Here is a 23,150-nt window from a genome sequence, read left to right on the forward strand (position 1 = left end):
TGCGCGGGCACCGCCCCGTACCTGCTCCACACCCGTACCTGCGTCACACCTGCGTCGCGGCCGCCTGCCGCTCCCTGTCCCGAAGGAGTCGGATCCGTGACGGATCTCCAGACGGCTGCACCGTCGCAGCCCAGCACCCGCGTCCGCGACCTCCTGGAGCGCATGACGCTCGAGGAGAAGCTCGCCCAGATCGTGGGCTTCTGGGAGAAGAGCGAGGGCGAGGCCGTCGCGCCGCTGCAGGGCGAGTTCGAGGTCGAGCGCGGCCTCGACGACGTCATCAAGGACGGGCTGGGCCACCTCACCCGCGTGTACGGCACGCGTCCGATCGACGCGGTCGAGCGTGCCCGCTGGTTGTGGGACAAGCAGCGCTGGTTCGTCAACGAGACCCGCCTGGGCATCCCCGCGCTCGTGCACGAGGAGTGCCTCACGGGCCTGTCGGCCTGGGGGGCCGCGACGTTCCCGACGCCGCTCGCGTGGGGCTCGTCGTTCGACGCCGACCTCGTGACCCGCATGGGCGAGGTCATCGGCCGCTCGATGCGCACGCTCGGGGTCCACCAGGGCCTCGCACCCGTGCTCGACGTCATCCGCGACCCCCGCTGGGGGCGCGTCGACGAGTGCATCTCGGAGGACCCGTACCTGGTCGGCACGCTCGGCACGTCGTACGTGCGGGGCCTGCAGTCCACGGGCGTCCACGCGACGCTCAAGCACTTCGTCGGCTACTCGGCGTCGCAGTCCGGCCGCAACTTCGGCCCCGTGCACGCGGGCCCGCGCGAGGTCGCCGACGTGCTCCTCCCGCCGTTCGAGATGGCCGTGCTCGACGGCGGCGTCCGCTCGGTCATGCACTCCTACGCCGAGATCGACGGCGTGCCCGTCGCCGCCAACCCCGAGCTGCTCACCGGCGTGCTGCGCGACCGCTGGGGCTTCGACGGCACGGTCGTCGCCGACTACTTCGGCGTCGCCTTCCTGCACCTGCTGCACCACGTCGCGGCCGACCTCGGCGACGCCGCCGGGCAGGCGCTCGCGGCGGGCGTCGACATCGAGCTGCCCACGGGTGACGCGTACCTCACGCCGCTCGCCGAGGCCGTGCGCTCCGGCACGGTCGACGAGGCGCTCGTCGACCGCGCGGTGCTGCGCGCGCTCGCGCAGAAGGAGGAGCTCGGCCTGCTCGACGCGCGGTTCGACGACGAGCCGCCCACCGAGGTCGACCTCGACAGCCCCGAGCACCGCGAGATCGCGGCGCAGCTGGCCGAGCGGTCGCTCGTGCTGCTGACCAACGACGGCACGCTGCCCGTCGCGCCCGACGCGCGCATCGCCGTCGTCGGCCCCAACGCCGACCGCACGGCCGCGCTGTTCGGCTGCTACTCGTTCCTCAACCACGTGCTCGCGCACCACCCGGACGTGCCCGTGGGCATCGAGTCGCCCACGGTGCTCGAGGCGCTGCGGCGCGAGCACGCCGCGCAGATCACCTACGCGCGCGGCTGCGCGGTCGACGACGACGACCGCTCGGGCTTCGACGAGGCCGTCGCGCTCGCGTCCGACGCCGACGTCGCCGTGCTCGTGGTCGGCGACCACGCGGCGCTGTTCGGCCGCGGCACGGTCGGCGAGGGCTGCGACCGTGACGACCTCGAGCTGCCGGGCGTGCAGCGCGAGCTCGTCGAGGCCGTGCTCGCGACCGGCACCCCCGTCGTGCTCGTCATGCTCACGGGCCGCCCGTACGCGGTGGACTGGGCGCTGGGGCGCTGCGCCGCGGCCGTGCAGGCGTTCTTCCCGGGCGAGGAGGGCGGCACCGCGATCGCGGGCCTGCTGAGCGGGCGCGTCAACCCGTCGGGCCGGCTGCCCATCAGCATGCCGCGCTCGGCCGGTGCGCAGCCGTACACGTACCTGCACCCCGCGCTGGGCGGCGACGGCGACGTCACGAACCTCAGCACGGTGCCCACGCTGCCGTTCGGGCACGGGCTGTCGTACACGACGTTCACGCACACCGACCTGCGGGTCGCGCCCGGCGCGACCACGGACGGCGGCCTGGCCGTCACGGTGACCGTCACCAACACGGGCGGCCGCACGGGCGCCGACGTCGTGCAGCTGTACGGGCACGACGTCGTCGCGAGCGTCACGCGCCCCGTCGCACAGCTGCTCGGCTACCACCGCGTCGAGCTCGCCCCCGGGCAGAGCGTCGACGTCGAGCTCACCGTGCCCGCCGCGCGCCTGGCGTTCACGGACCGCTCGGGTCGCCGCGTGGTCGAGCCCGGCGAGCTGCGCGTGTGGGTCGGGCCGTCGTGCGCCGAGCGCGAGGTCGAGGCGAGCGTCGAGCTCGCGGGGGAGACCTACGCCGTGACGCTGGACGACGCGCGCTGGACGCACGTCACCGCCGTCTGAGCGTCCGGCCCTCGGAGGATCACAGGCCGGACGCGCGGGACGCCCCGCACCAGGGCCGACGTACGGTGGGCGGGCACCAGCACGGTGCCCGCCCCCGAAGGAGAACTGCGCGATGAGCCGTCCCCTGCGCTCACGTACCTCGACCCACGGTCGCAACATGGCCGGAGCGCGTGCGCTCTGGCGCGCCACGGGCATGGGTTCGGAGGACTTCGGCAAGCCGATCGTCGCGATCGCGAATTCGTACACGCAGTTCGTGCCGGGCCACGTGCACCTCAAGGACATGGGCGACCTCGTCGCGTCGGCGATCCAGGAGGCCGGCGGCGTCGCCAAGGAGTTCAACACCATCGCGGTCGACGACGGCATCGCGATGGGGCACGCGGGCATGCTCTACTCGCTGCCGAGCCGTGACCTCATCGCCGACTCGGTCGAGTACATGGTGCAGGCGCACTGCGCGGACGCGCTCGTGTGCATCTCCAACTGCGACAAGATCACGCCCGGCATGCTCAACGCGGCGCTGCGGCTGAACATCCCGGTGATCTTCGTGTCCGGCGGGCCGATGGAGGCCGGCAAGGCCGTCGTCGCGGACGGGGTCGCGAAGACGCCGCTCAACCTCATCAACGCGATCAACTACTCGGCCGACGACAACGTGTCCGACGCGGCGCTCGCGAGCGTCGAGGAGAACGCGTGCCCCACGTGCGGCTCGTGCTCGGGCATGTTCACGGCCAACTCGATGAACTGCCTCACCGAGGCGCTGGGGCTGTCGCTGCCGGGCAACGGCTCGACGCTCGCGACGCACAGCGCGCGCCGCGAGCTGTTCCTCGAGGCGGGGCGCACGATCGTCGACCTCGCGCGGCGCTACTACGACGACGAGGACGACACCGCGGCGCCGCGGTCGATCGCGACGCGCGCCGCCTTCTCGAACGCGATGACGCTCGACGTGGCGATGGGCGGCTCGACCAACACCGTGCTGCACATCCTGGCCGCCGCGCAGGAGGCCGAGGTCGACTTCACGCTCGACGACATCGACGCGCTCAGCCGCCGCGTGCCGTGCCTGTCGAAGGTCGCGCCGAACCACCCGGACTTCCACATGGAGGACGTGCACCGCGCCGGCGGCATCCCCGCGCTGCTGGGCGAGCTCGACCGCGCCGGCCTGCTCGACCACGACGTGACGAGCGTGCACACCCCGACGCTCCGCGCGTGGCTCGACGACTGGGACGTGCGCGGCGGCAAGGCCACGCAGCGCGCGGTCGACCTGTTCCACGCCGCGCCCGGCGGCGTCCGCACGACGCAGGCGTTCTCGACGTCGAACGTGTGGGAGTCCCTCGACACCGACGCCGCGAACGGCTGCATCCGCGACGTCGCGCACGCGTACACGGTCGAGGGCGGGCTCGCGGTGCTGCGCGGCAACCTCGCGGAGGATGGCGCGATCCTCAAGACCGCGGGCATCGACCCCGACGTCTTCCACTTCGTGGGGCGCGCGCTGGTGTGCGAGTCGCAGGACGAGGCGGTCGAGAAGATCCTGCGCAAGGAGGTCGAGCCCGGCCACGTCGTGGTCGTGCGGTACGAGGGCCCGTCCGGCGGCCCCGGAATGCAGGAGATGCTGTACCCGACGTCGTTCATCAAGGGCCGCGGCCTGGGCAAGGTCTGCGCGCTCATCACCGACGGCCGGTTCTCGGGCGGGTCGAGCGGCATCTCGGTGGGGCACATCAGCCCCGAGGCGGCCGCGGGCGGCACCATCGGCCTCGTCGAGGACGGCGACGAGATCGAGATCGACGTCGAGACGCGCCTCATCCGCGTCAACGTGCCCGACGAGGTCCTCGCCGAGCGCCGCGCCAAGATGGAGGCGCGCGAGAACCCGTGGCAGCCGGTCGACCGCGACCGCTACGTGTCGCCCGCGCTGCAGGCGTACGCCGCGATGGCGACGTCCGCCGACCGCGGGGCCGTGCGCGACGTGAGCCGCATCCGCCGGGTCTGACGCTCCGCCGCGCCGCTGCGCGTCATCGGGTGCCCGGCGGGTCCGGCGTGCCTAGGCTCGGCTCATGACGGACGCGCAGCAGGCGGGGGTCGACATCAAGCCGCGGTCGCGGCAGGTCACCGACGGGCTCGAGGCGACGGCGGCGCGCGGCATGCTGCGCGCGGTCGGGCTCGGGGACGAGGACTTCGCGAAGCCGCAGGTGGGCGTCGCGAGCTCGTGGAACGAGATCACGCCGTGCAACCTGTCGCTCGACCGGCTCGCCAGGGCCGTGAAGGCGGGCGTGCACGCGGGCGGCGGGTACCCGCTGGAGTTCGGGACCATCTCGGTGTCCGACGGCATCTCGATGGGCCACGAGGGCATGCACTACTCGCTCGTGAGCCGCGACATCATCGCCGACAGCGTCGAGACCGTGATGATGGCCGAGCGGCTCGACGGGTCGGTGCTGCTGGCCGGGTGCGACAAGTCGCTGCCCGGCATGCTCATGGCCGCCGCGCGCCTCGACCTCGCGAGCGTGTTCCTCTACGCGGGCTCGATCATGCCGGGCCGGGTCAAGCTGTCCGACGGCACCGAGAAGGACGTGACGATCATCGACGCGTTCGAGGCCGTCGGCGCGTGCGCGCGCGGGCTCATGAGCCGTGAGGACGTCGACCGCATCGAGCGCGCGATCTGCCCCGGCGAGGGCGCGTGCGGCGGCATGTACACCGCGAACACCATGGCGTCCGTCGCCGAGGCCATGGGCATGTCGCTGCCCGGCTCGGCCGCGCCGCCGTCGGCCGACCGGCGGCGCGACCAGTACGCGCAGCGCTCGGGCGAGGCCGTGGTCGAGCTGCTGCGCCGCGGCATCACCGCGCGGCAGATCATGACCAAGGAGGCGTTCGAGAACGCGATCGCCGTCGTCATGGCGTTCGGCGGGTCCACCAACGCCGTGCTGCACCTGCTGGCCATCGCGCACGAGGCCGAGGTCGACCTCACGCTCGACGACTTCAGCCGCGTCGCCGCGAAGGTGCCGCACCTGGGCGACCTCAAGCCGTTCGGCCGGTACGTCATGAACGACGTCGACCGCGTCGGTGGCGTGCCCGTCGTCATGAAGGCGCTGCTCGACGCGGGGCTCCTGCACGGCGACTGCCTCACCGTCACCGGGCGCACCGTCGCCGAGAACCTCGCCGACATCGCGCCGCCCGACCCCGACGGCAAGATCCTGCGCGCGCTCGACGACCCGATCCACCGCACGGGCGGCATCACGATCCTCTCGGGCTCGCTTGCCCCCGAGGGCGCGGTCGTGAAGTCCGCGGGCTTCGACTCCGACGTGTTCGAGGGCACCGCGCGCGTGTTCGAGCGCGAGCGGGCCGCGCTCGACGCGCTCGAGGACGGCACGATCCAGGCCGGCGACGTCGTCGTCATCCGCTACGAGGGCCCCAAGGGCGGGCCCGGCATGCGCGAGATGCTCGCCATCACCGGGGCGATCAAGGGCGTGGGCCTCGGCAAGGACGTGCTGCTCGTGACCGACGGCCGGTTCTCGGGCGGCACGACGGGCCTGTGCGTCGGGCACATCGCGCCCGAGGCCGTCGACGCCGGACCGATCGCGTTCGTGCGCGACGGCGACCGCATCCGCCTGGACGTCGCGCACGCGACGCTCGACCTGCTGGTCGACGACGCCGAGCTCGCGGCCCGCCGCGAGGGCTGGACGCCGCTCGCACCCCGGTACACGCGCGGCGTGCTCGGCAAGTACCAGAAGCTCGTGCAGTCCGCGTCGAAGGGCGCCGTGCTCGGCTGAGCGCGGTGCTGGTGTCGGCGCCGCGGCCGTCGCCGCCGCCGTCCCCGCGCGAGCCCGGCGCGGCGTCACCGCTGGTCGGATCGGGTGAAAGCGTGTCCGAAACCGTCCGGGAACGTCCGGGAGGGGTGAACCGCCCGCGCGCGTCGGACAGACTCCGACAGATGCACACGGACCGCACGGGCCGCCACGGCGCGCCCGCACCCAGCCCCGACGTGAGGGGGACCCCGTGCTGCGGGTGACCCTGCGCGGCGTCGGCGTGCCCACCGTCGTGCTCGGGTCCGGCGAGACGCTGCTCGTCGGCCGCGACCCGCACGCCGCGCTCCCGGACGCCGACGCGGACGCCGCGCTGCGCAGCACCGCGCTGACCCTGCCGCGCGCCGCACCGCACGTGTCGCGGCTCGTCGGCGAGATCGTCGTGGGGGAGGAGGTCGTGCGGCTGCGCTGGCGCGGCTCGACCGAGGCCCAGCTCTCGAGCCTGTTCGACGCGCCCGGCGGCGCGCGCCGCGTCGCGCTCACCGACGGCATGGCCGCGCTGCTCGACGAGGGCGAGAACCACGTGCTGCTGCTGCGCGGGCGGCAGACCGCCCCGGGGCAGTACACCGACCTCGTGCTCGTCGTCGACGTGTCGGTGCCCGCCGAGCCCGACACGGGCCCCGCGTGGGTGCCCGAGCACGACCCCGACGGCGCCGTCACCGCACCCGCGCCGCGCCTCGAGCGGTGGTCCCGCGAGTGGTACGTCGCGCTCGCGCTCGCCGAGCCGTGGCTCGTCGGCGACGACGACTACCCGCGGCCCGCGTCGAACCGCGAGATCTACGAGCGCGTGCTCGCGTGGCGCGGGCACGCGTGGAACCTCGAGCGCGCGCAGCGCGTCGACGACGCGATCCGCGTGGTCGCGCGCATGGCGTTCGGCCCCGCCGACGACCCGTTCGCGCAGGCCGGCGGCCGCGCGCAGAACGTGCGGTTCGCGGTCGCGCGCCGTGCCGCCGAGGTGCGCCTCGTGACGGCCGACGACCTGGCCGTCGTCGAGGCCGCGCGCGCCCGCGGCGCGGGCCTCAACCCGGAAGGTTCCACCCCCGGCGCCCTGTCCTGAGCGCCCGCGCGCTGCCTAGCGTGCCGGGCACCGGCCCGACGACGCGAGGAGCACGCGATGTACGACAAGAGCACCTTCCACGGCATCGACCCGCAGTACAGCCGCCAGCAGGCCCGCGCGATGCAGACGGGCGCGGGCGACCTCGACCGCATCGTCGGGCAGATCGGCTCGCTGCTGAGCCAGGTGCAGTGGTCCGGCCCGGGCGCGCAGCGGTTCCTCGGCGAGTGGGAAGGCGCGCTGCGCCCCGAGCTGCAGGCCGCCGCCGAGAACATCCGCAGCAACGCCGTCGAGCTCGACCGGCGCGCCCAGCTGCAGGAGGACGCGAGCCGCTGACCGGCCGCGCGGCGGAACCTTCCACCCCGCCGACGCTGGCCGCGGCGCCCGCCCGCTCCCTAGCGTCGAGACAGCGCCGGCGCCCCGCGCCGCAGCGCCCCGCACGACCCACCCGCAGCAGCCCCGCCGGACCGTCCGGCCCACCGCAGGAGGCACCCGATGACCCAGCTCCAGCAGAGCGGCACGTTCCGCGGGTCCGACGTCGACGGGCTCGACCGCATCGTGCGGACCATGACCGACGCGGCCGAGTTCGCCGACGACGTCGTCACCGCGCTGCGCGTGCTCGCCGCGGCGCTCGAGGCGATGTCGTGGACCGGCTGGGCGGCCGCGTTCGCCCGCTACCTGCGCGCCGTGGTCATCCCGTGGGTCCAGACGGTCGCCAAGTACCTGCGCGGGTTCGCCCAGGTGCTCGCGCTGATCTCGCAGACGCAGAAGGACACGAGCGCGGACACCCCGACCGTGCACATCCCCGACGCTCGGTTCACGCCCGTGCAGCTGCCCAAGTCGTCGACCGTGAACGCGCCCGTGCTCGCGGCGCCCGACCCGGCGGTGCGGCCCTCGCAGCCCGGCGGCGGTGCGGCCGGTGCCGGTGCGCAGGTCGTCGTGCCGGTGTCGATCGGCTCGATCACGGTGCACGTCAACGGCGCGGGGGGCGGGGGAGCGGGCGTCACGACGCCCACCGCACCCGTGGCCCGCACCGAGCCCGGCGGCGGCGCGACCGGCAGCACGGGCGTGTCCGCGGGCTCGATCGCGACCGGCGTCGTCAAGGACCCGGGCGGCACGCTCGGCCAGGTGGTCGGCGGCGTCGTCGGCGGGGCCGTCGGCCACGCGGTCGGCGGCGGCACGTTCGGCGAGCGCATCGGCGCGGCCGTCGCCGACGAGGTCGCCGGGCGGATCTCCGGCGGCTCGGGCGGCGCGTCCGGCGGCGGCGCCCCGGTGCCCCCGGCCCCGCGGCGATCGGCGGACCCGTCGAGGCGGGCGGGGCCACGGGCGGCGGCACGCCCGTCGACGCGGGTGCGGTGCCCGGCGACCCGCCGGTGTCGACCACGCCCGTGGGGCTCGGCGGTGCCGCGGGCGGTGCCCCCGCCGGCAGCGACGCGCGCACCGTGGCGGCGGCCGGGACGGCGGCGCTCGAGGAGGGCGGCGGCACACCCGTCGCGCTCGCGGCCGCACCGCTCGGCCTCGCCGCGCTGGGCGCCGCGGGCCTCGGGGCGCTGCGCGCCGACGGCGGTACGGCCGACGGCGAGCCGCAGGACGACGCCGCGGCCGGCGACCACGCCGGGCCCGGCACGCCCGTGGTGACCGAGCTGACGATCGACGGGACCGTGCGATGACCGCCACGACCGTCGAGCACCCCGGACCCCTGCTGCCCGGCGCGCCGCGCTTCCGCCTCGACCTGCCCGACGGCTGGCACGCCGCCCCGCGCCGCGTGCGCTCGCGGTGGCCCGGCCCGCGGTCGACGTCCCCGGCTTCCAGCCGAACCTCACCGTCACGGCCGACCTCGTGCCCGCGGGCACGACCGCCGCGCAGGTGCTCGACGCGATGCTCGCGCAGTACCCGGGCACGCGGCAGCCGGTGCCGCCGGCCGACGCGAGCACCGGCGACGGCGCAGGCGACGACGCACCCGACGGGACCGCACGTGCGGCGCTCGTGCGCGCGCACGGCACCGGCACCGTGCACCAGCGCGTCGACGTGCACGTCGACCCGACGCCCGTGCCCGGCGGTCACCGGCACGCCGTCACGGTCGTGTCGAGCTGGTCCGCCACGACCCCCACCGACCTGCGCGACGCGCTCGCCGCCGCGCACACCTCCGTCCGGCTCGGCGCCGCCGACCCGGCCCCGGCCTGACCGAGACCGGCAGAGCCACCCACCCGCCCAGGGCGCCAGGTCCGGGCACGCACCGAAGGAGAACGACCATGAGCAACGTCCTCGGCATGGACATCGCCGCCGCCCGTGACCTCGTGCGCGTCATGAACGTCGACGCCGACTCGATCACGCAGATCACGAGCCGCCTCACGCAGCAGCTGCAGTCGACGCCCTGGTACGGGCCCGACGCGCAGCGCTTCAACGCCGACTGGACCGGCCAGTACGTGCCGGCCCTGCAGCGGGTCGTCGAGGCGCTGCAGGCCAACGCCGCGGCGCTCGCGCAGCAGGCGGACGACCAGGAGACCGCGTCGTCCTGACCCCCGCCGCCGGGGTGCCGCCGCTGTCCGGCGCGGTACCCCGGCGTCCGCGTCCCGCCGGACGTCACCCGGGACGTCACCACCCTCGCCCCCCCGCCCACGCACCCACCGACGGGAGACCGCCCATGTGGCGACTGAGCGTCCAGCCGACCCGCGACAGCGGGCTGCGCGCCGTCGACGTCGAGGTCGTCGCGCGCGAGGGCGCGCGCGTCGCGGACCTCGCCCGCGCGCTCGCGGCGCACCTGGGTGCCGGCACGGGCGCGCTGCTCGCCCCGACCACCGACGGCACGCCGTGGCCGGCCGACCTGCCGCTCGCGCAGGCGCCGCTGCGCACGGGCGCGGTGCTGCCGGTCGCGTCGGTGCCGGCCGCGTGGCTCGACCGCCCGGGCGGCCGACGCGCCGTGCGGGCACGCGTGCGGGTCGTCGCCGGCCCCGACGCGGGGCAGGAGGTCGCGGTCGCGTCCGACGCGTTCACGGTCGGCCGCGGGTCCGGCGCGACCGTGCGGCTCACCGACCCGCTCGTGTCGCGCGTGCACGCACGCGTGCTGCTCACGGGTGGCGTGGTCGTGAGCGACGAGGGCTCGGCGCACGGCACGCGCGTCGCGGGCCGCCCCGTGCAGCGCGCGCAGCCCGTGGGCTGGGGCGAGCGCGTCGAGGTCGGCCGCACCGCGTTCGAGGTGCACCGCGGCGACGCGACCCCGCTGCCCGGCGAGACGGGCGTGCTGAGGCCGCCGCGGTTCGGCGCGCGGCTGGAGGCCGCCGAGCTCGAGGCGCCCGCGCCGCCCACCGCACCGCGCCGCGCGCCGCTGCCGTGGCCCATGATGCTCATGCCCGTGCTGCTGGGCGGTGCGATGTTCGCGATGAACCGCAGCCCGTTCTCGCTGGTCTTCATGCTCGGGTTCCCGCTCATGATGTCGGTGCAGCACGTCGTGCAGCGCCGCCAGCAGCGCGCCGAGCACGACGCGCAGCTGCGTGCGTGGCGGCACGACGTCGACGACGTCGTCGCGCAGGTCGACGCCGCGGCCGCCGTGCAGCGCGAGCGCGCCGCCGCCGACGAGCCCGACCTCGTGACCGTGCGCGAGCGTGTCGCCGCGCGGCACCCCGGCACGTGGGCGCGCCGCGTCGACGACCCCGACTTCCTGCACGTGCGGGCCGGCCTCGGCCCGCGCCCCGCGCTCGTGGCCGGGACGGTCGCGCGCGGCGGCGACCGCGTGCAGCGCGACCTCGCGGTCCGCGAGCTGCAGGAGCGCGCGACGATCCCCGCGCAGCCCGTGCCGCTGGTGCTCGGCGGCCACCGGCTCGCGGCCGTCACGTGCACCGACCGGGACCGCGCCGACGCGGCCGTGCGCGCGCTGCTCGTGCGGCTCGCGGCCGCGCACTCGCCGACCGACGTCGCGCTCGCGGCCGTGCTCGGGCCCGACGCGACGCACGTCGAGACGTGGCTGCGGTGGCTGCCGCACACCGCGCACCGCGTCGCCGGCCTGCCGCCGGTGGCGGTCGGCGCGGCCGACGGGGTCGTGCTGCTCGACGCGCTCGTCGCGGCCGACGGCGCGCGCGGGCACGTCGTCTGCGTGGTCGACGAGGACGCGGGCGTGCCGCGCCGCGCGGTCGAGGCCGTCGCGGGCGCCGCCGCCGAGCGCGACGTGCACCTGCTGTGGGTGGGCCGCGACGCGACGCGCGTGCCGTCCGCGACGGACGTGCTGCTCGACCTCGACGCGGGGCTCGTGCGCCGCCGCGACCGCGGCGGGGACGACGTCGTGGACGCGGTCGACGAGCTCGACCTCGCGGCCGCGTGGGAGACCGCGCGCACGCTCACGTCGTTCCGCGACGAGGCGGCTGTCGTGCCGCCCGACTCGGCGCTGCCCGACGCCGTGCGCCTGCCGGACCTGGGCTCCGACCTGCGCGACCCCGACGACGCGACCGCCGTGCTCGACCGCTGGGCGCAGTCCGCGGGCCTGCGCGCCCAGCTCGGGGCGGGCGCCGACGGCGTCGTCACGGTGGACCTGCGCGAGGACGGTCCGCACGGCCTCGTCGCGGGCACCACCGGCTCGGGCAAGTCGGAGCTGCTGCAGACCCTGCTGTGCTCGCTGGCCACCAACAACCCGCCGTCGCGCATCACGTTCCTGCTGGTCGACTACAAGGGCGGTGCCGCGTTCCGCGAGTGCGCCGACCTGCCGCACACGGTCGGCTACATCACCGACCTCACGCCCGCGCTCGTGCAGCGCGCCCTGGTGTCGCTGCGCGCCGAGCTCACGTGGCGCGAGCACCTGCTGGCCGAGCACGGCGCCAAGGACCTCGTCGCCCTCGAGCGGCTCCGCCCCGACGTCGCGCCGCCCAGCATGCTCATCTGCGTCGACGAGTTCGCGGCCCTGCTGGGCGAGGTGCCGGAGTTCGTCGACGGCGTCGTGGACGTCGCGCAGCGCGGGCGGTCGCTCGGCATGCACCTGCTGCTCGCGACGCAGCGCCCCGCGGGCGTCGTGACGCCGCAGATCAAGGCGAACACCGACCTGCGGATCGCGCTGCGCATGGCGTCGACCGACGACTCGACGGACGTCGTCGAGGCACCCGACGCCGCGACGCTCTCGCGGCGCACGCCGGGGCGCGCGTGGCTGCGGCGCACGGGCCACGGCACGCGCGAGCTCGTGCAGGTCGCGTGGGTCGGCGCGCACGAGCCCGCGCGCGACGAGGCCGCGACCGTCGCGGTGCGCGCGTTCACGGCACGCTCCGACGCCGCGCCCGCGGCCGCGAGCGGTCGCGTCCACGAGCGGTCCGACCTCGAGCGGCTCGTGCTCACGGTGGGGGAGGCGTTCGCCCGCTCGGGCCTGGCCGCCCCCAAGCGCCCGTGGCTGCCCGCGCTCCGTGACGAGGTGCTGCTCGCGGGCGGCGAGCCCGGGGCGCTGCTGCTCGGCGCCGACGCGCGCGACGAGGCCGCCGTGCCCGGCGTGACGCCCGACGTCCACACCTGCACGCCCGGCCCCGGCGTGCTGCCGCTCGGCCTGGCCGACCTGCCGCACGAGCAGACGCAGCGCCCGCTGCTCGTCGACTACGCGCGCGCCGGCCACCTGCTCGTGCACGGCGCGTCGGGCAGCGGCAAGACCGAGCTGCTGCGCACCGTCGCCCTGGCCGCGACGCTCGCGCACGACCTCGCGCCCGCGCTCGTCTACGGCATCGACGCCGCGGGCGGCGGGCTCGCGGCGCTCGAGGCGCTGCCGTCCGTCGGGTCGGTCGTGGTCGAGCAGCAGCCCGAGCGCGTCACGCGGCTCGTGCGGATGCTGCACCGCACGCTCACCGAGCGCAACGCGCTGCTCGCGCGGCACGGCGCGGCCGACGTCGAGGCGCTCGCCGCCGCGGGCGTCGTGCTGCCGCGCGTGCACGTGCTGGTCGACAACCTGCCGCAGCTCGTCGAGCACCTCGAGGGCGGCGGCCCGCTGCGCCGCGGCCACGTCGACCAGCTCGTCGCCGTGCTGCAGGACGGCCGCCGCTGCGGCGTGCACGTCACCGCCACGACCCCGCGGCGCACCGGCCTGCCGTCGGCGCTCGCGGGCGCGTTCGGCCAGCGGCTCGTGCTGCGCATGACGTCGGTCGACGACTACCAGGTGCTCGGCGTGCCGCAGACCGTGCTCGACGACCGCACGCCGCCCGGCCGCAGCCTGCTGGGCCGCACCGAGGTCCAGGTCGCGACGGTCGGCGGTGCGGGCACGCCGCGCCAGGCCGCGCTGCTGCGCGACGTCGCCGCGCGCGAGGGTGCGCGGTACGCCGCCCAGCCGCCCGTCGCGGTGCCCGCCATGCCGACGCGCGTGCCGGTCGACCTCGTGCCCGCGCCGCAGCGCGACGACGTGTGCCTCGGCGTCGACGGCGACCTCGCGACGGGCGTCGTGCTGCCGCTGCTGCCGGCGCCGCTGCTCGTGCTGGGCCGCGGCGGGTCGGGGCGCACGTCGTTCCTGCTCGGCCTCGCGCAGGCCGTCGCGCGGGCCGCGCGGCCGCCGGCGGCCGTGCACCTGCTGGGCCCGCGGGCGCGCGACGCGGCGGGCGTCACGGCCGTCGCCGACCCCGCCGCGGCCGCCGCGCTGCTCGAGGAGCTGCTCGCGGACCCGACGCCGGCCGCCGCCGACGACGCCTGGCGCGTGCTGCTCGTGGACGACGTGCACGAGTGGGAGCGCGGCTGGGAGCGGGGCGGCGACGACCGGCGCCTCGTGGAGCTGCTGGCCCGCGCGGTCGAGGAGGGGCCCGCACGCCGCGTCGCCGTGGTCGTCGCGGCCGACGCCGACGAGGCCCGCGCGCGGCAGCACGTCGCGGGCGCGGTCGCGGCGGCCCGGCGCGCACGACGCGCGGTGCTGCTCGCCCCCGAGATGGCCGACGGCTCGCTCGTCGGCGCGACCGTCCCGATGCACACGCACGAGCCCGCGACGGGCGTCGGGCGCGGCCTGCTGGTCAGCGCCGGGGGCGTCCGGGTGGTCCAGGTACTATCGCCGACAGCCGACCGGGAGACCGTCCGTTGAACCGATCAGCCACCGCATCCGGCCTGATGAGGCGCCTGCTGGGCCGTCCGGGCGACCGCCAGCGCGGCTTCGCCGAGGCCGGCGTCGCGGTCACGGGCGCCGCGCTCGTGCTGGGCGCCGCGCTCGGCTCGGGCGTGGCCAGCACCGTGGTCACCATGTCGGACGGCGTGACCTGGCTGCCCGACGACCAGACCGGTCAGGTCGTGCAGATCAACCCCGGCACGGGCCGCGCCGAGCGTCGGCTGCAGGTCGCCGGCCCCGGCGCCGAGCTCGACATCAGCCAGCGCGACGGCGTGCTCGTGGTCGGCGACGGCCGCACCGGGAGCCTCACGAGCATCGACCTCGCGACGCTGCTCGCGAGCGGTCAGCGCACGAGCGGCGAGCCGGCCCGCGTGCTGGTCGGCGGCGGCCTGGTGTACCTCGTGACGCCCGGCAGCGGGGTCGTGCGCGCGGTGGACCCGCTGACGCTCAAGGACCTCGGCACGCCGCACCGCGTGGGCGGCGCGCTGGCCGACGCGGTCGTCGACGCGCGCGGCACGGTGTGGGTCGTGACGGCGGGCGGCGACCTGCAGCAGGTGACCTGGAAGCCCGCCGACGAGCGCTTCGACGTCGGCGAGCCGCGGCCCGTGCGGGGCGCCGGCTCCGGCACGCGCCTGCTGCCGCACGAGCGCGGCGTGACGCTGTTCGCGCCCGACGGCGGCGCCGTGCTGCAGGTCGGGGTCGGCCGGGACCTCGCGGTCGCGGTGCCCGACCTCGCGGGCGAGGTGCTGCCCGCGGACTCCTCGCCGACCGACCTCGCACCGGCGGGCGTGCCCGGCCGCTCGGCGGTCGTCATGCTCGCGGGGGACCGGATCCTCGACGTCGGCGTCGGGGCGCTCGGGTGCGAGCGCCCGGGACGCCCCGCGGTGTTCGCGGGCCTGGTGTACGTGCCCTGCACGGGCGCCGGGCGCGTGGTCGTGCTGCGGCCCGACGGCACGCGCGCCCGCGCCGACGTCGTCGTGCCGGGCGGCCGCGACCCGCGCCTGCTGGTCGACGACGGCCGCCTGGTGGTGCACACCGAAGACGGTGCGCGCGCCGTGGTCGTCGAGGCCGACGGCAGCACGCGCGCGATCGACACCGGACGGTCCGGCGCGCCCGTGCACGACCCGCGCGACACGGCGGCAGGCCCGTCGGCCGCCGTGCCGCCGCAGCGTCCGCTGCAGCCGACGCAGCCGCAGCGTCCCGACCAGGGCGCGCCGCCCCCGGGCGCCGACCCGGGCGTCCCGCCGGTGGGCGCGCCCGAGCCGCCGCCCGGTGCACCCGACGCACCGACGCCGGGCGGCACCCCGACGCTCCCGGTCGGGACGCCCACGGGCGAGCCGACGGGGCGCCCGCCGGGCACCCCGACGCCGACCCCCACCCCGACCGGCACCGCGACCCCGACGCCCGACGCCCCGCCGGGGCGCCCGTCGGCCGTCGTCGCGACCCTGGGCACGCCCGACGCCGCGGGGCTCACCGACGTCACCGTGACGTGGCGTGCGGGCACGCCGCCCGCTGACGACCACGTGGTCCGCACGTCGGTCGCGGGCGTCGCGCCCGTCGAGGTCGGCGGCGGCGCCACCACGGCGACCGTGCGCGGCGTCGTGTGCGGCACGCGGGTCACGTTCTCGGTCGAGGCCGTCGCGGGTGCCGAGCGCTCGGCCGCGGCCACCAGCGCGGCCGTCACGACGCCCGCGTGCCCGCCGCAGGCCCCCGCCGCGCCGACGGGCGTCACCGCGGTCGCGGGCGCCGACGGGTCGGTCACGGTCTCGTGGACGGCGTCGCGCACGCCGGTCGACGCGTACCTCGTCGGCCCCGAGGGCGGGTCGACCACCACGACGTCGGGCGACGCGACCTCGCTCGTGCTGCGCGACCTGCCGCCCGGCGCCGGCGTGCGGTTCGTCGTGCAGGCGCAGCGTGAGGGCCTCACCACCGCGTCGGCTCCCTCGAACGCGGTCACGGTCGCGGGCCCCCCGGGCGGCGTCGGCGGCCTCGCGGCCGCGCTCGCGGGCCGCGCGGGCGACGTGCTCACGGTCGACGTGTCCTGGGCGGCCGCCGCCGACAACGGGTCACCCCTGTCCGGCTACACGGTCGCGTGGTCGGGCGGTGGCACGGGCGGCTCGACCACGACCGCCGCCACCGGCGCGACGCTGAGCGTGCCGTGCGCCGGTCAGCCCCTGTGCACCGCCGGCGGGACTCTCACCGTGACCGTCACGCCGTCCAACAGCGTCGGCGCCGGGCCGGCTGCGAGCGCGGGCGTGAGCGTCCCTGCGCCGCCCCTGCCGCCGCCCGCCGACGGCGACGCGGTCGTCGCGTTCGTCCAGTACGGCACCCCCGGCCTGAGCGACCGCGAGGTCCCGATGTCCGCGCAGCTCTCGCCCCCCGCGTCGTGGGCGGCGCACCAGGGCGGCTGCACGCTCGTCGTCAACGGGGCCGCCGCGGGCAGCGTGTCGTGCTCCGGGGGTGCGGTGCACCTCGGCAGCTTCTCCGGGGGCTCCGTGACCGTCGCCGTCCGGGCCGAGAACGTCGACGGCCGGGCCGTCACGTCCGCGTCCGTGACCGAGCAGGTGCCGCCGCGCAACACGTGGGCGTACTGCGACCCGGTCTCGCGGATCTGCACCGACCCCGTCAGCGTGACGCCGGGCGACCCCGACGTGGTCGTCGTGCCTCTGCCGTGGGTCCCGCGCCTGCCCGTGGGGCACGAGCGGCCGCCGCTCGCGGCGGCCGGAGCCGGGCTGCTGCTGGCGGCCGGCGCCCTGCGCGCCGCGCGTCTGCGCGGACGGCACGGTGCGGAGCCCACGAGCGCCCCCGCACGGACCGCGACCACCGCCCTGCACGACCCCACCGAGGAGAGCCGCGCATGACCGACGCCGTCACCACCGTCGCCGAGTTCCGGGTGCTGCACGGGCGCGTCGTCGACGCGGTCGAGCACGCCGTGCACGGCAAGCGGCCCGTCGTCGAGCTCGTGGTCGCCGCGCTGTTCTCGGGCGGGCACGTGCTGCTCGAGGACGTGCCCGGCACCGGCAAGACGACCCTCGCGCGCGCGGTCGCCGCGGCGCTCGGCGGCACGTCGCGTCGCATCCAGTTCACGCCCGACCTGCTGCCGGCCGACGTGACGGGCACGAGCGTGCTCGACCCCGCGACCGGTGAGGTCAGGTTCCGCCCCGGGCCGGTGTTCTCGCACGTGCTGCTGGCCGACGAGATCAACCGCGCCGCCGCCAAGACGCAGTCGGCCATGCTCGAGGTCATGGCCGAGCGCACCGTCACGGCCGACGGCACGACGCACACCGTGCCCGACCCGTTCCTCGTGGTCGCGACGCAGAACCCCGTCGACCTCGACGGCACGTACCGGTTGCCCGAGGCGCAGCTCGACCGTTTTCTGCTGCGCGTGAGCCTGGGCTACCCGGACCTCGAGCACGAGCTCGCGGTGCTGCGGCCCGGGTCGAGCGCGGGCGACGTCGCGAGCGTCCCGGTCGTCACGAGCCCCGACGAGGTCGCGCGCTTCGTGCGCGACCTGCGCGCCGTGCACGTGGCCGACCCCCTGCTGCGCTACGTGCGCGCGCTCGGCGAGGCGACGCGCGAGGACGCACGCACACGCCTGGGCGCGAGCACGCGCGCGCTGCGTGCGCTCGTCGGTGCGGGCCAGGTGCAGGCGGCCGCGCAGGGGCGGCACTACGTCGTCCCGAGCGACGTGCAGCGCGTCGCGCACGCCGTGCTCGAGCACCGTCTCGTGCTCACGCGCGAGGCGCTGCTCGAGGGCACGACCGCCGCCGACGTCGTGGCCGCGGCGGTCGAGGCCGTCGAGGTGCCGCGGCCCGCGGCCGTCTGAGGCGCGGCACGTGACCCGCGGTCTGCGTCCCACGGCGCGCGGCACGGCGCTGACCGTGCTCGGCGTCGCGGCGCTCGTGCTCGGCCTGCTCGCGCGCTACCCGGGGCTCGTCGCGCTCGGCGTCGCGGCGCTCGGGCTGGTGCTCGCCGCGCTCGTCGGGCTCGCGCTGCCGACGCCGCTCGACGTCACGCACCGCGTCGAGCCCGCGCGCACGCCGCGGCTCGCCCCGGCGGCCGCGCACGTCGCGCTGCGCAACGCCTCGCCGTGGCTCCCGCTCGAGGTCGCGGGCACCGACCACGTCGCGGGCCGCGCGCTGCCGCTCGCACCCGTGCGCCTCGCGCCGCGCGGCACGGGCGAGGTCGAGGTGCCCGTGCCGACGGACCGCCGCGGGCTCGTCCCGGTCGGGCCGTTCGTGCTCGAGCGCCGCGGGCTGGCCGACCTCGCCCGTGCGCGCGAGCGCCGCGGCGGCTCGTCGACGCTGCAGGTCGTGCCGCGGCTCCTCGCCGCGTCCGCGCCGCCGCCCGGGCGCCGCCGCGGGCACGTCGGCACCCAGGAGCGCGTCGAGCACGGGGGCACCGACCTCGTGGGGCTGCGCGAGTACGTCCCGGGCGACGACCTGCGCCGCCTGCACTGGGCGAGCACCGCGCGCGTCGGCACCCCGATGGTCCGCGAGGACGCCGACCCCGCGCAGCCGCACCTCACGGTCCTGCTCGACGACCGCGCCGCCGCGTACGACGACGACGCGACGGGCGACGGCTTCGAGGAGGCCGTGGACGTCGCGGCGTCGCTCGTGCAGGCGTGCGCGGGCGACGGCGTCCCGGTGCGCTGCGTGACGCTCACGGGCCGGCTCGACGTCGAGGCGCCCGCGGGCGTGCCCGGCTCGGGCGAGCCGCTGCGCGCGGCGGCGCACGCCGCGGACCGGCTCACGGTCGTCGCGCCGGGCGGCCCGCGGGAGGCGTCGCTCGACGCAGCGGTCGCCGTGCCGCCGGGCGGCGGGGCGGTCGTCGACGTGCTCGCCGTGGTCACGGGCCACCGCGCGCCGCTGCCCGCGCTCCTGCTCGCCGGGCGCGGTGCGGCGACCTGCCTGCTGCTCGTCGTCGACCCCGCTCCCGAGCGCGTGCTCGGCGCGGCGGGCGCCGCGACCGTCGTGCGCGGGCCGCGCGCCGAGGACCTGCTGCGCGGCTGGGACCTGGCGGTGGCGCGGTGAGCGCGCGCGGTCCGGGCCTCGCGGTGACCGCGTGGGCGTGCGCGCTGCTGCTGCTCGCGTGCGTGCCGACGGCCGCCGCGTTCACGTCACCCGTGGTCCTCGCGCCGCTCGCGGGCGCCGTGCTCGTCCCGTTCGGGCTCGTCGCGCTCGCGCGGCGCCTGCGCGTGCCCGCGTGGGCGACGGGCACGGCGGTCGTCGCGCTCGTGCTGGTCGTCGCGGCCTCCGTCGCGCGGGTCGGCGCGGTGCCGCTGCCCGACGGCACGGACGACGCGTGGCGCTCGACGGGTGCCGCCGCCGCGCTCGCACCCGTCGCCGACGCGGTCGCGCGGCTCCTCACGGCACCGCGCCCGGCCGCACCGCTGCTCGCGCTGCCGCTGGTCGTGCTCGCGGCGCTCGTCGCGCTGGGCGTCGCGCTCGCGCTCGGACGTCGCGCACCGGCTCGCGTCGCGCCGCTGGTCGGGGCGAGCGTCCTCTACGCCGCCGCGCTGCTGCTCACGGCCGGCGCGGCGGACCGCGGCGTCGTCGCGGTCGCGCTCGTCACGGTCGCGGCCGCGGGGTGGGTGCTGCTCGGGGGCGACGCGGTCGCGCGCGAGCGCGAGGCGCCCCGGCTCGGGCACGCGGCGCGCGGCCCCCGCACGCGGTGGCGCGCCGGTGGCGTCGCCGGGCTCGTCGTCGTCGCGCTCGTCGCGGCCGTCGGCGTCGCGAGCGCGGGCGCGGTCACGGGGCGCGCGTTCGAGCCGCGCGAGCACGTCGCGCCGCCGCGCGTGCCCGCGCCGGCCGTGCACCCGCTCGCCGAGCTGTCCCGCTGGCAGACCGACGCCGACGCGACGGTGCTGCGCGTCGCGGGCACGCACCCGGGCTACCTCACGTGGGTGACGCTGCCGGACTTCGACGGCACAGGGTGGTCGGCCGACCTGGACCTGCGCGCGGTCGGGACGGTCGTCGAGCCCTCGCTCGCGCCGGGCCGCGCGCGGTCGGCGGTCGACGTGGAGGTCGAGCTGGCGGCGATCGCCGGGCCGTCGGGGTCGCCCGGCACGTGGTTGCCGTCGGCCGGCGACGTGGTCGCGACGACCGCGCCGCGCGCGCTCGTCGACGCCGACACGGGCGTCCTCGCGGTGCCGCCCACGCCCGACGGGCGGCTGCCCGCGGGGCTGACGTACCGCGTGCGCGGCGAGGTCGACGCGCCCGACGCGGCCCGGGCGGCCGGCGCTGGCGTGCCGGGCGGCGCCGAGGTCGAGCGCTACCTGCGGCTCGACCGCGTGCCGCCGGACCTGCGGCGCTACGCGCAGGACGTCGTCGCCGGCGCGCACTCGCGGCTCGACCAGGCCACGCTGCTCGCCGACACCGTGCGGGCCGACCGCGAGCTCGCCGTCGACGCCGTCAGCGGCTCGTCGTACGCGCGCCTGCGCGAGTTCCTGTTCGCCGACCGCGCCGACGGCGGCCAGGTCGGCACGAGCGAGCAGTTCGCGGGCGCGTTCGCGGTGCTCGCGCGTGCCGTCGGGCTGCCGTCGCGCGTCGTGCTCGGGTTCGCCGTGCCGGGCGGCGCCGCGCAGGACGACGCCACGCCGCGCGACGTGCGCGGCGCGGACGTGCGGGCGTGGGCCGAGGTGTACCTCGCAGGCACGGGCTGGGTGCGCTTCGACCCGTCGCCCGACGCGGCGACGGCCACGGGCGTCGCACCGGACGCGCGCCAGCAGGACGCGGGGACCCCCGTCGAGGACGACGTGCCCGTCGACGCGCCGCAGGACGCGCCGGCACCCGACCCGGACGCCGACGTGCCGCCGCGCGACGCCGCCGGGGGCGCGGCCCTCGGTGTCGTGGCGCTCGCGCTCGTCGTGGTGCTCGGTGCGGCCGGGGCCGGCACCGCGGCCGCGCTGGCCGCGCTGCGGGTCGTCCGGCGACGCCGCCTGCGCGCCGCGGGCGCCGTCGGGGCGTGGCAGCACGCGGCCGAGGCGCTCGCGCTGCGCGACGGCCCCCCGCCCGGGGCGGCGACGTCACCCCGGCTCGCGGAGCGGATGGCCGCGCTCACGGGTGTCGACGCGTCCGGGCTCGCGCGGCGCGCGGAGGCCGCCGCGTTCGGCCCCGGCGCCGCGACGGACGACGCGGCGGCGTGGCAGCAGGCCCGCGAGGTCGAGCGGCTGCTGCGCCGGGGCGCGCGTCCCGCCCGGCGGCTCACGTGGTGGCTCGCCCCGCCGCCACGCGCGCCCCGGTCGCGCGTCAGCAGCGGAACCGGGCGACCTGCGCGCTGAGCGCCTGCGCGAGGGCCGCGAGCCCGTCGATGCGCTCGCGGGCCTGCGCGATGCCGCCCGCGACCTCCTGCGTCGCGTCCGCGACGTCGGCCACGTGCGCCGCGATCGCCTCGGAGCCCGCGGCGGCCTCGGTGATGTTGCGGCCCGACTCGTTGGTCGTCGCGGTCTGCTCCTCGACGGCCGACGCGATCGTCATCTGGTAGTCGTTGATCGAGCCGACGATCTGCGCGATCTCCCGGATCGCGTCGGCCGCGCCGCGCGAGTCGGACTGGATCGCCTCGATGCGCCGGGAGATCTCGTCGGTCGCGCGCGACGTCTGCTGCGCGAGCTCCTTCACCTCGCCGGCGACGACCGAGAAGCCGCGGCCCGCCTCGCCCGCACGTGCCGCCTCGATGGTCGCGTTGAGCGCGAGCAGGTTCGTCTGGTCGGCGATCGCCGTGATGAGCCGCACCACGTTGCCGATCTCCTCGCTGGACTCGGCGAGGCTCACGACCGTGGTGTCGGTGCGGCCCGCGGCGTCGACCGCGGTCGCGGCGACCTGCGCGGCCTGCGTCGCGTTGCGCGAGATCTCGCGGATCGACGTCTCCATCTCGTGCGAGCCCGACGCGACCGTGAGGACGTTGGTCGAGACCCCGGCGGCCGCGGTCGTGACCTCGCCCGCCTGCCGCGAGGCGCGGTCCGAGGCCGCCGCGACCGCCGTCGACACCTGCGTGAGCTCGTCGCTCGCGCTCGTGAGCGCGGCGGTCGTCGTGGTGATGTCGCGCACGAGCGCCGCGACCCGCTCGGCGGCCTCGTTGAGGGCGCGCGCCATCTGCCCGGCCTCGTCCTGCGAGTCCGCGGGCACGCGCACCGTCAGGTCGCCCTCGGCGAGGCGCTGCAGCGCGCCGCGCACGGCGTGCAGGCGGCGGATGATGCCGCCCGAGACGAACCAGGCCAGCGTGCCGCCCGCGACGAGCGCGACGAGCGCCGTGGCGATCGTGAGCCAGCGGCTGCGGGTCTCGGTCGCGAGGACCTGCGCGTCGAGGTCGTCCACCTGCGCCTGCACGGCCGCGCGCAGGTCGTCGAGCGCGCCCGCGACCACGAAGTACGCGTCCCACCGCTCGCCCTGCCAGGTCGCGTCGCCCTCGTCGAGGCGGCCGTCGCGCCACGCCGCGAAGATCTTCTGGTCGGCGTCGACGTAGCCCTGCCACGCCGCGTCGATGGCGGCGAGCGCGTCCCGGCCGTCGTCGTCGAGCGTCGCGGGGTCGAGGTCGACGACGTTGTCGCGGAACTCGGTGATGCCCTGCGTGTAGCCGGCCATGGTGTCGCCGCCCGTCGCGGCGGCGACGTCGCCGCCGTCGACCCGGGACGACCAGGCCATGATCGCGAGGTAGTCGGCGGCCCAGAGCATCCCGTACCGGCCGGCCTCGACCCGCGCCTGCACGGCGACCGCGTCGTCCGCGCGGTCGCGCAGCGCCGCGACGCGGGCGGCGCCCTGCAGCGACGTCGTCGCGACGACGACGAGGCCCAGCATGAGCACGGCCGCGATCGTGAAGACGCGCGTGCGCACGCTGCGGTCGTCGAAGCGGAGACGTCGAGGGCGGGACGTGCTCATGGGGTGCCTCCGGGGGCGTGGGA

General features: G+C 77.4%; 14 protein-coding genes. 13 read left to right on the plus strand and 1 reads right to left on the minus strand.

Features of this window, described 5'->3' with window-relative positions:
• Positions 1-162 precede the first annotated feature (162 nt).
• The 13 genes from GY42_RS00695 to GY42_RS00760 all read left to right on the plus strand — a co-directional run bounded on the left by GY42_RS00695 (position 163) and on the right by GY42_RS00760 (position 21,533).
• Positions 163-2,376 (plus strand): glycoside hydrolase family 3 N-terminal domain-containing protein, encoded by a 2,214-nt coding sequence (locus tag GY42_RS00695; RefSeq protein ID WP_082131664.1) that lies wholly within the window; start codon positions 163-165, stop codon positions 2,374-2,376.
• 112 nt (positions 2,377-2,488) lie between these two features.
• Entirely contained in the window at positions 2,489-4,351 is a 1,863-nt protein-coding gene (gene ilvD, locus GY42_RS00700; RefSeq protein WP_046527852.1) for a dihydroxy-acid dehydratase, read from the plus strand.
• A 64-nt stretch (positions 4,352-4,415) separates the two neighbouring features.
• Positions 4,416-6,125, plus strand: coding sequence for a dihydroxy-acid dehydratase (ilvD, locus tag GY42_RS00705; protein WP_046527853.1), 1,710 nt, complete (start codon positions 4,416-4,418; stop codon positions 6,123-6,125).
• A gap of 226 nt (positions 6,126-6,351) precedes the next feature.
• Entirely contained in the window at positions 6,352-7,215 is an 864-nt protein-coding gene (locus GY42_RS00710; RefSeq protein WP_082131296.1) for a hypothetical protein, read from the plus strand.
• A 57-nt stretch (positions 7,216-7,272) separates the two neighbouring features.
• Positions 7,273-7,548: a hypothetical protein gene (locus GY42_RS00715; protein WP_046527854.1), complete on the plus strand. Its 276-nt coding sequence runs from the start codon at positions 7,273-7,275 to the stop codon at positions 7,546-7,548.
• A gap of 159 nt (positions 7,549-7,707) precedes the next feature.
• Positions 7,708-8,850 (plus strand): hypothetical protein, encoded by a 1,143-nt coding sequence (locus GY42_RS00720; RefSeq protein ID WP_046527855.1) that lies wholly within the window; start codon positions 7,708-7,710, stop codon positions 8,848-8,850.
• 138 nt (positions 8,851-8,988) lie between these two features.
• Positions 8,989-9,396: a hypothetical protein gene (locus GY42_RS00725; RefSeq protein ID WP_046527856.1), complete on the plus strand. Its 408-nt coding sequence runs from the start codon at positions 8,989-8,991 to the stop codon at positions 9,394-9,396.
• Positions 9,397-9,464: 68 nt separating this feature from the next.
• Positions 9,465-9,731: a hypothetical protein gene (locus tag GY42_RS00730; RefSeq protein ID WP_046527857.1), complete on the plus strand. Its 267-nt coding sequence runs from the start codon at positions 9,465-9,467 to the stop codon at positions 9,729-9,731.
• 125 nt (positions 9,732-9,856) lie between these two features.
• Complete coding sequence (locus GY42_RS00735) at positions 9,857-14,230, plus strand: FtsK/SpoIIIE domain-containing protein (RefSeq protein ID WP_046527858.1); 4,374 nt, start codon at positions 9,857-9,859, stop codon at positions 14,228-14,230.
• A 26-nt stretch (positions 14,231-14,256) separates the two neighbouring features.
• The gene (locus GY42_RS00745; protein WP_052748143.1) at positions 14,257-17,112 is read left to right on the plus strand and encodes a fibronectin type III domain-containing protein; all 2,856 of its coding nucleotides are present in this window, start codon (positions 14,257-14,259) and stop codon (positions 17,110-17,112) included.
• Positions 17,109-18,077: an AAA family ATPase gene (locus tag GY42_RS00750; RefSeq protein ID WP_046527861.1), complete on the plus strand. Its 969-nt coding sequence runs from the start codon at positions 17,109-17,111 to the stop codon at positions 18,075-18,077. Before GY42_RS00745 ends, GY42_RS00750 begins: the two co-directional genes overlap by 4 nt.
• Before the next feature lie 10 nt (positions 18,078-18,087).
• Positions 18,088-19,284 (plus strand): DUF58 domain-containing protein, encoded by a 1,197-nt coding sequence (locus GY42_RS00755; protein WP_052748144.1) that lies wholly within the window; start codon positions 18,088-18,090, stop codon positions 19,282-19,284.
• A complete protein-coding gene (locus GY42_RS00760; RefSeq protein WP_046527862.1) occupies positions 19,281-21,533 on the plus strand; it encodes a transglutaminase-like domain-containing protein in 2,253 nt (750 codons plus the stop codon). Before GY42_RS00755 ends, GY42_RS00760 begins: the two co-directional genes overlap by 4 nt.
• Here GY42_RS00760 and GY42_RS00765 read toward each other — a convergent pair.
• The gene (locus GY42_RS00765; RefSeq protein ID WP_046527863.1) at positions 21,502-23,127 is read right to left on the minus strand and encodes a methyl-accepting chemotaxis protein; all 1,626 of its coding nucleotides are present in this window, start codon (positions 23,125-23,127) and stop codon (positions 21,502-21,504) included. The two genes, GY42_RS00760 and GY42_RS00765, sit on opposite strands and share 32 nt — an antisense overlap.
• Positions 23,128-23,150: the final 23 nt, after the last annotated feature.

Origin of the sequence: Cellulomonas sp. FA1, assembly GCF_000986825.1 — a bacterium.
Taxonomy (GTDB): domain Bacteria; phylum Actinomycetota; class Actinomycetes; order Actinomycetales; family Cellulomonadaceae; genus Cellulomonas; species Cellulomonas iranensis.

Bases quoted from the DNA above. Each gene is read 5' to 3' on its own strand.
- GY42_RS00695 (WP_082131664.1), top strand. From the start codon at position 163: ATGACGCTCGAGGAGAAGCTCGCCCAGATCGTGGGCTTCTGGGAGAAG.
- ilvD (WP_046527852.1), top strand. From the start codon at position 2,489: ATGAGCCGTCCCCTGCGCTCACGTACCTCGACCCACGGTCGCAACATG.
- ilvD (WP_046527853.1), top strand. From the start codon at position 4,416: ATGACGGACGCGCAGCAGGCGGGGGTCGACATCAAGCCGCGGTCGCGG.
- GY42_RS00715 (WP_046527854.1), top strand. From the start codon at position 7,273: ATGTACGACAAGAGCACCTTCCACGGCATCGACCCGCAGTACAGCCGC.
- GY42_RS00720 (WP_046527855.1), top strand. From the start codon at position 7,708: ATGACCCAGCTCCAGCAGAGCGGCACGTTCCGCGGGTCCGACGTCGAC.
- GY42_RS00730 (WP_046527857.1), top strand. From the start codon at position 9,465: ATGAGCAACGTCCTCGGCATGGACATCGCCGCCGCCCGTGACCTCGTG.
- GY42_RS00735 (WP_046527858.1), top strand. From the start codon at position 9,857: ATGTGGCGACTGAGCGTCCAGCCGACCCGCGACAGCGGGCTGCGCGCC.
- GY42_RS00745 (WP_052748143.1), top strand. From the start codon at position 14,257: ATGAGGCGCCTGCTGGGCCGTCCGGGCGACCGCCAGCGCGGCTTCGCC.
- GY42_RS00750 (WP_046527861.1), top strand. From the start codon at position 17,109: ATGACCGACGCCGTCACCACCGTCGCCGAGTTCCGGGTGCTGCACGGG.
- GY42_RS00765 (WP_046527863.1), bottom strand. From the start codon at position 23,127: ATGAGCACGTCCCGCCCTCGACGTCTCCGCTTCGACGACCGCAGCGTG.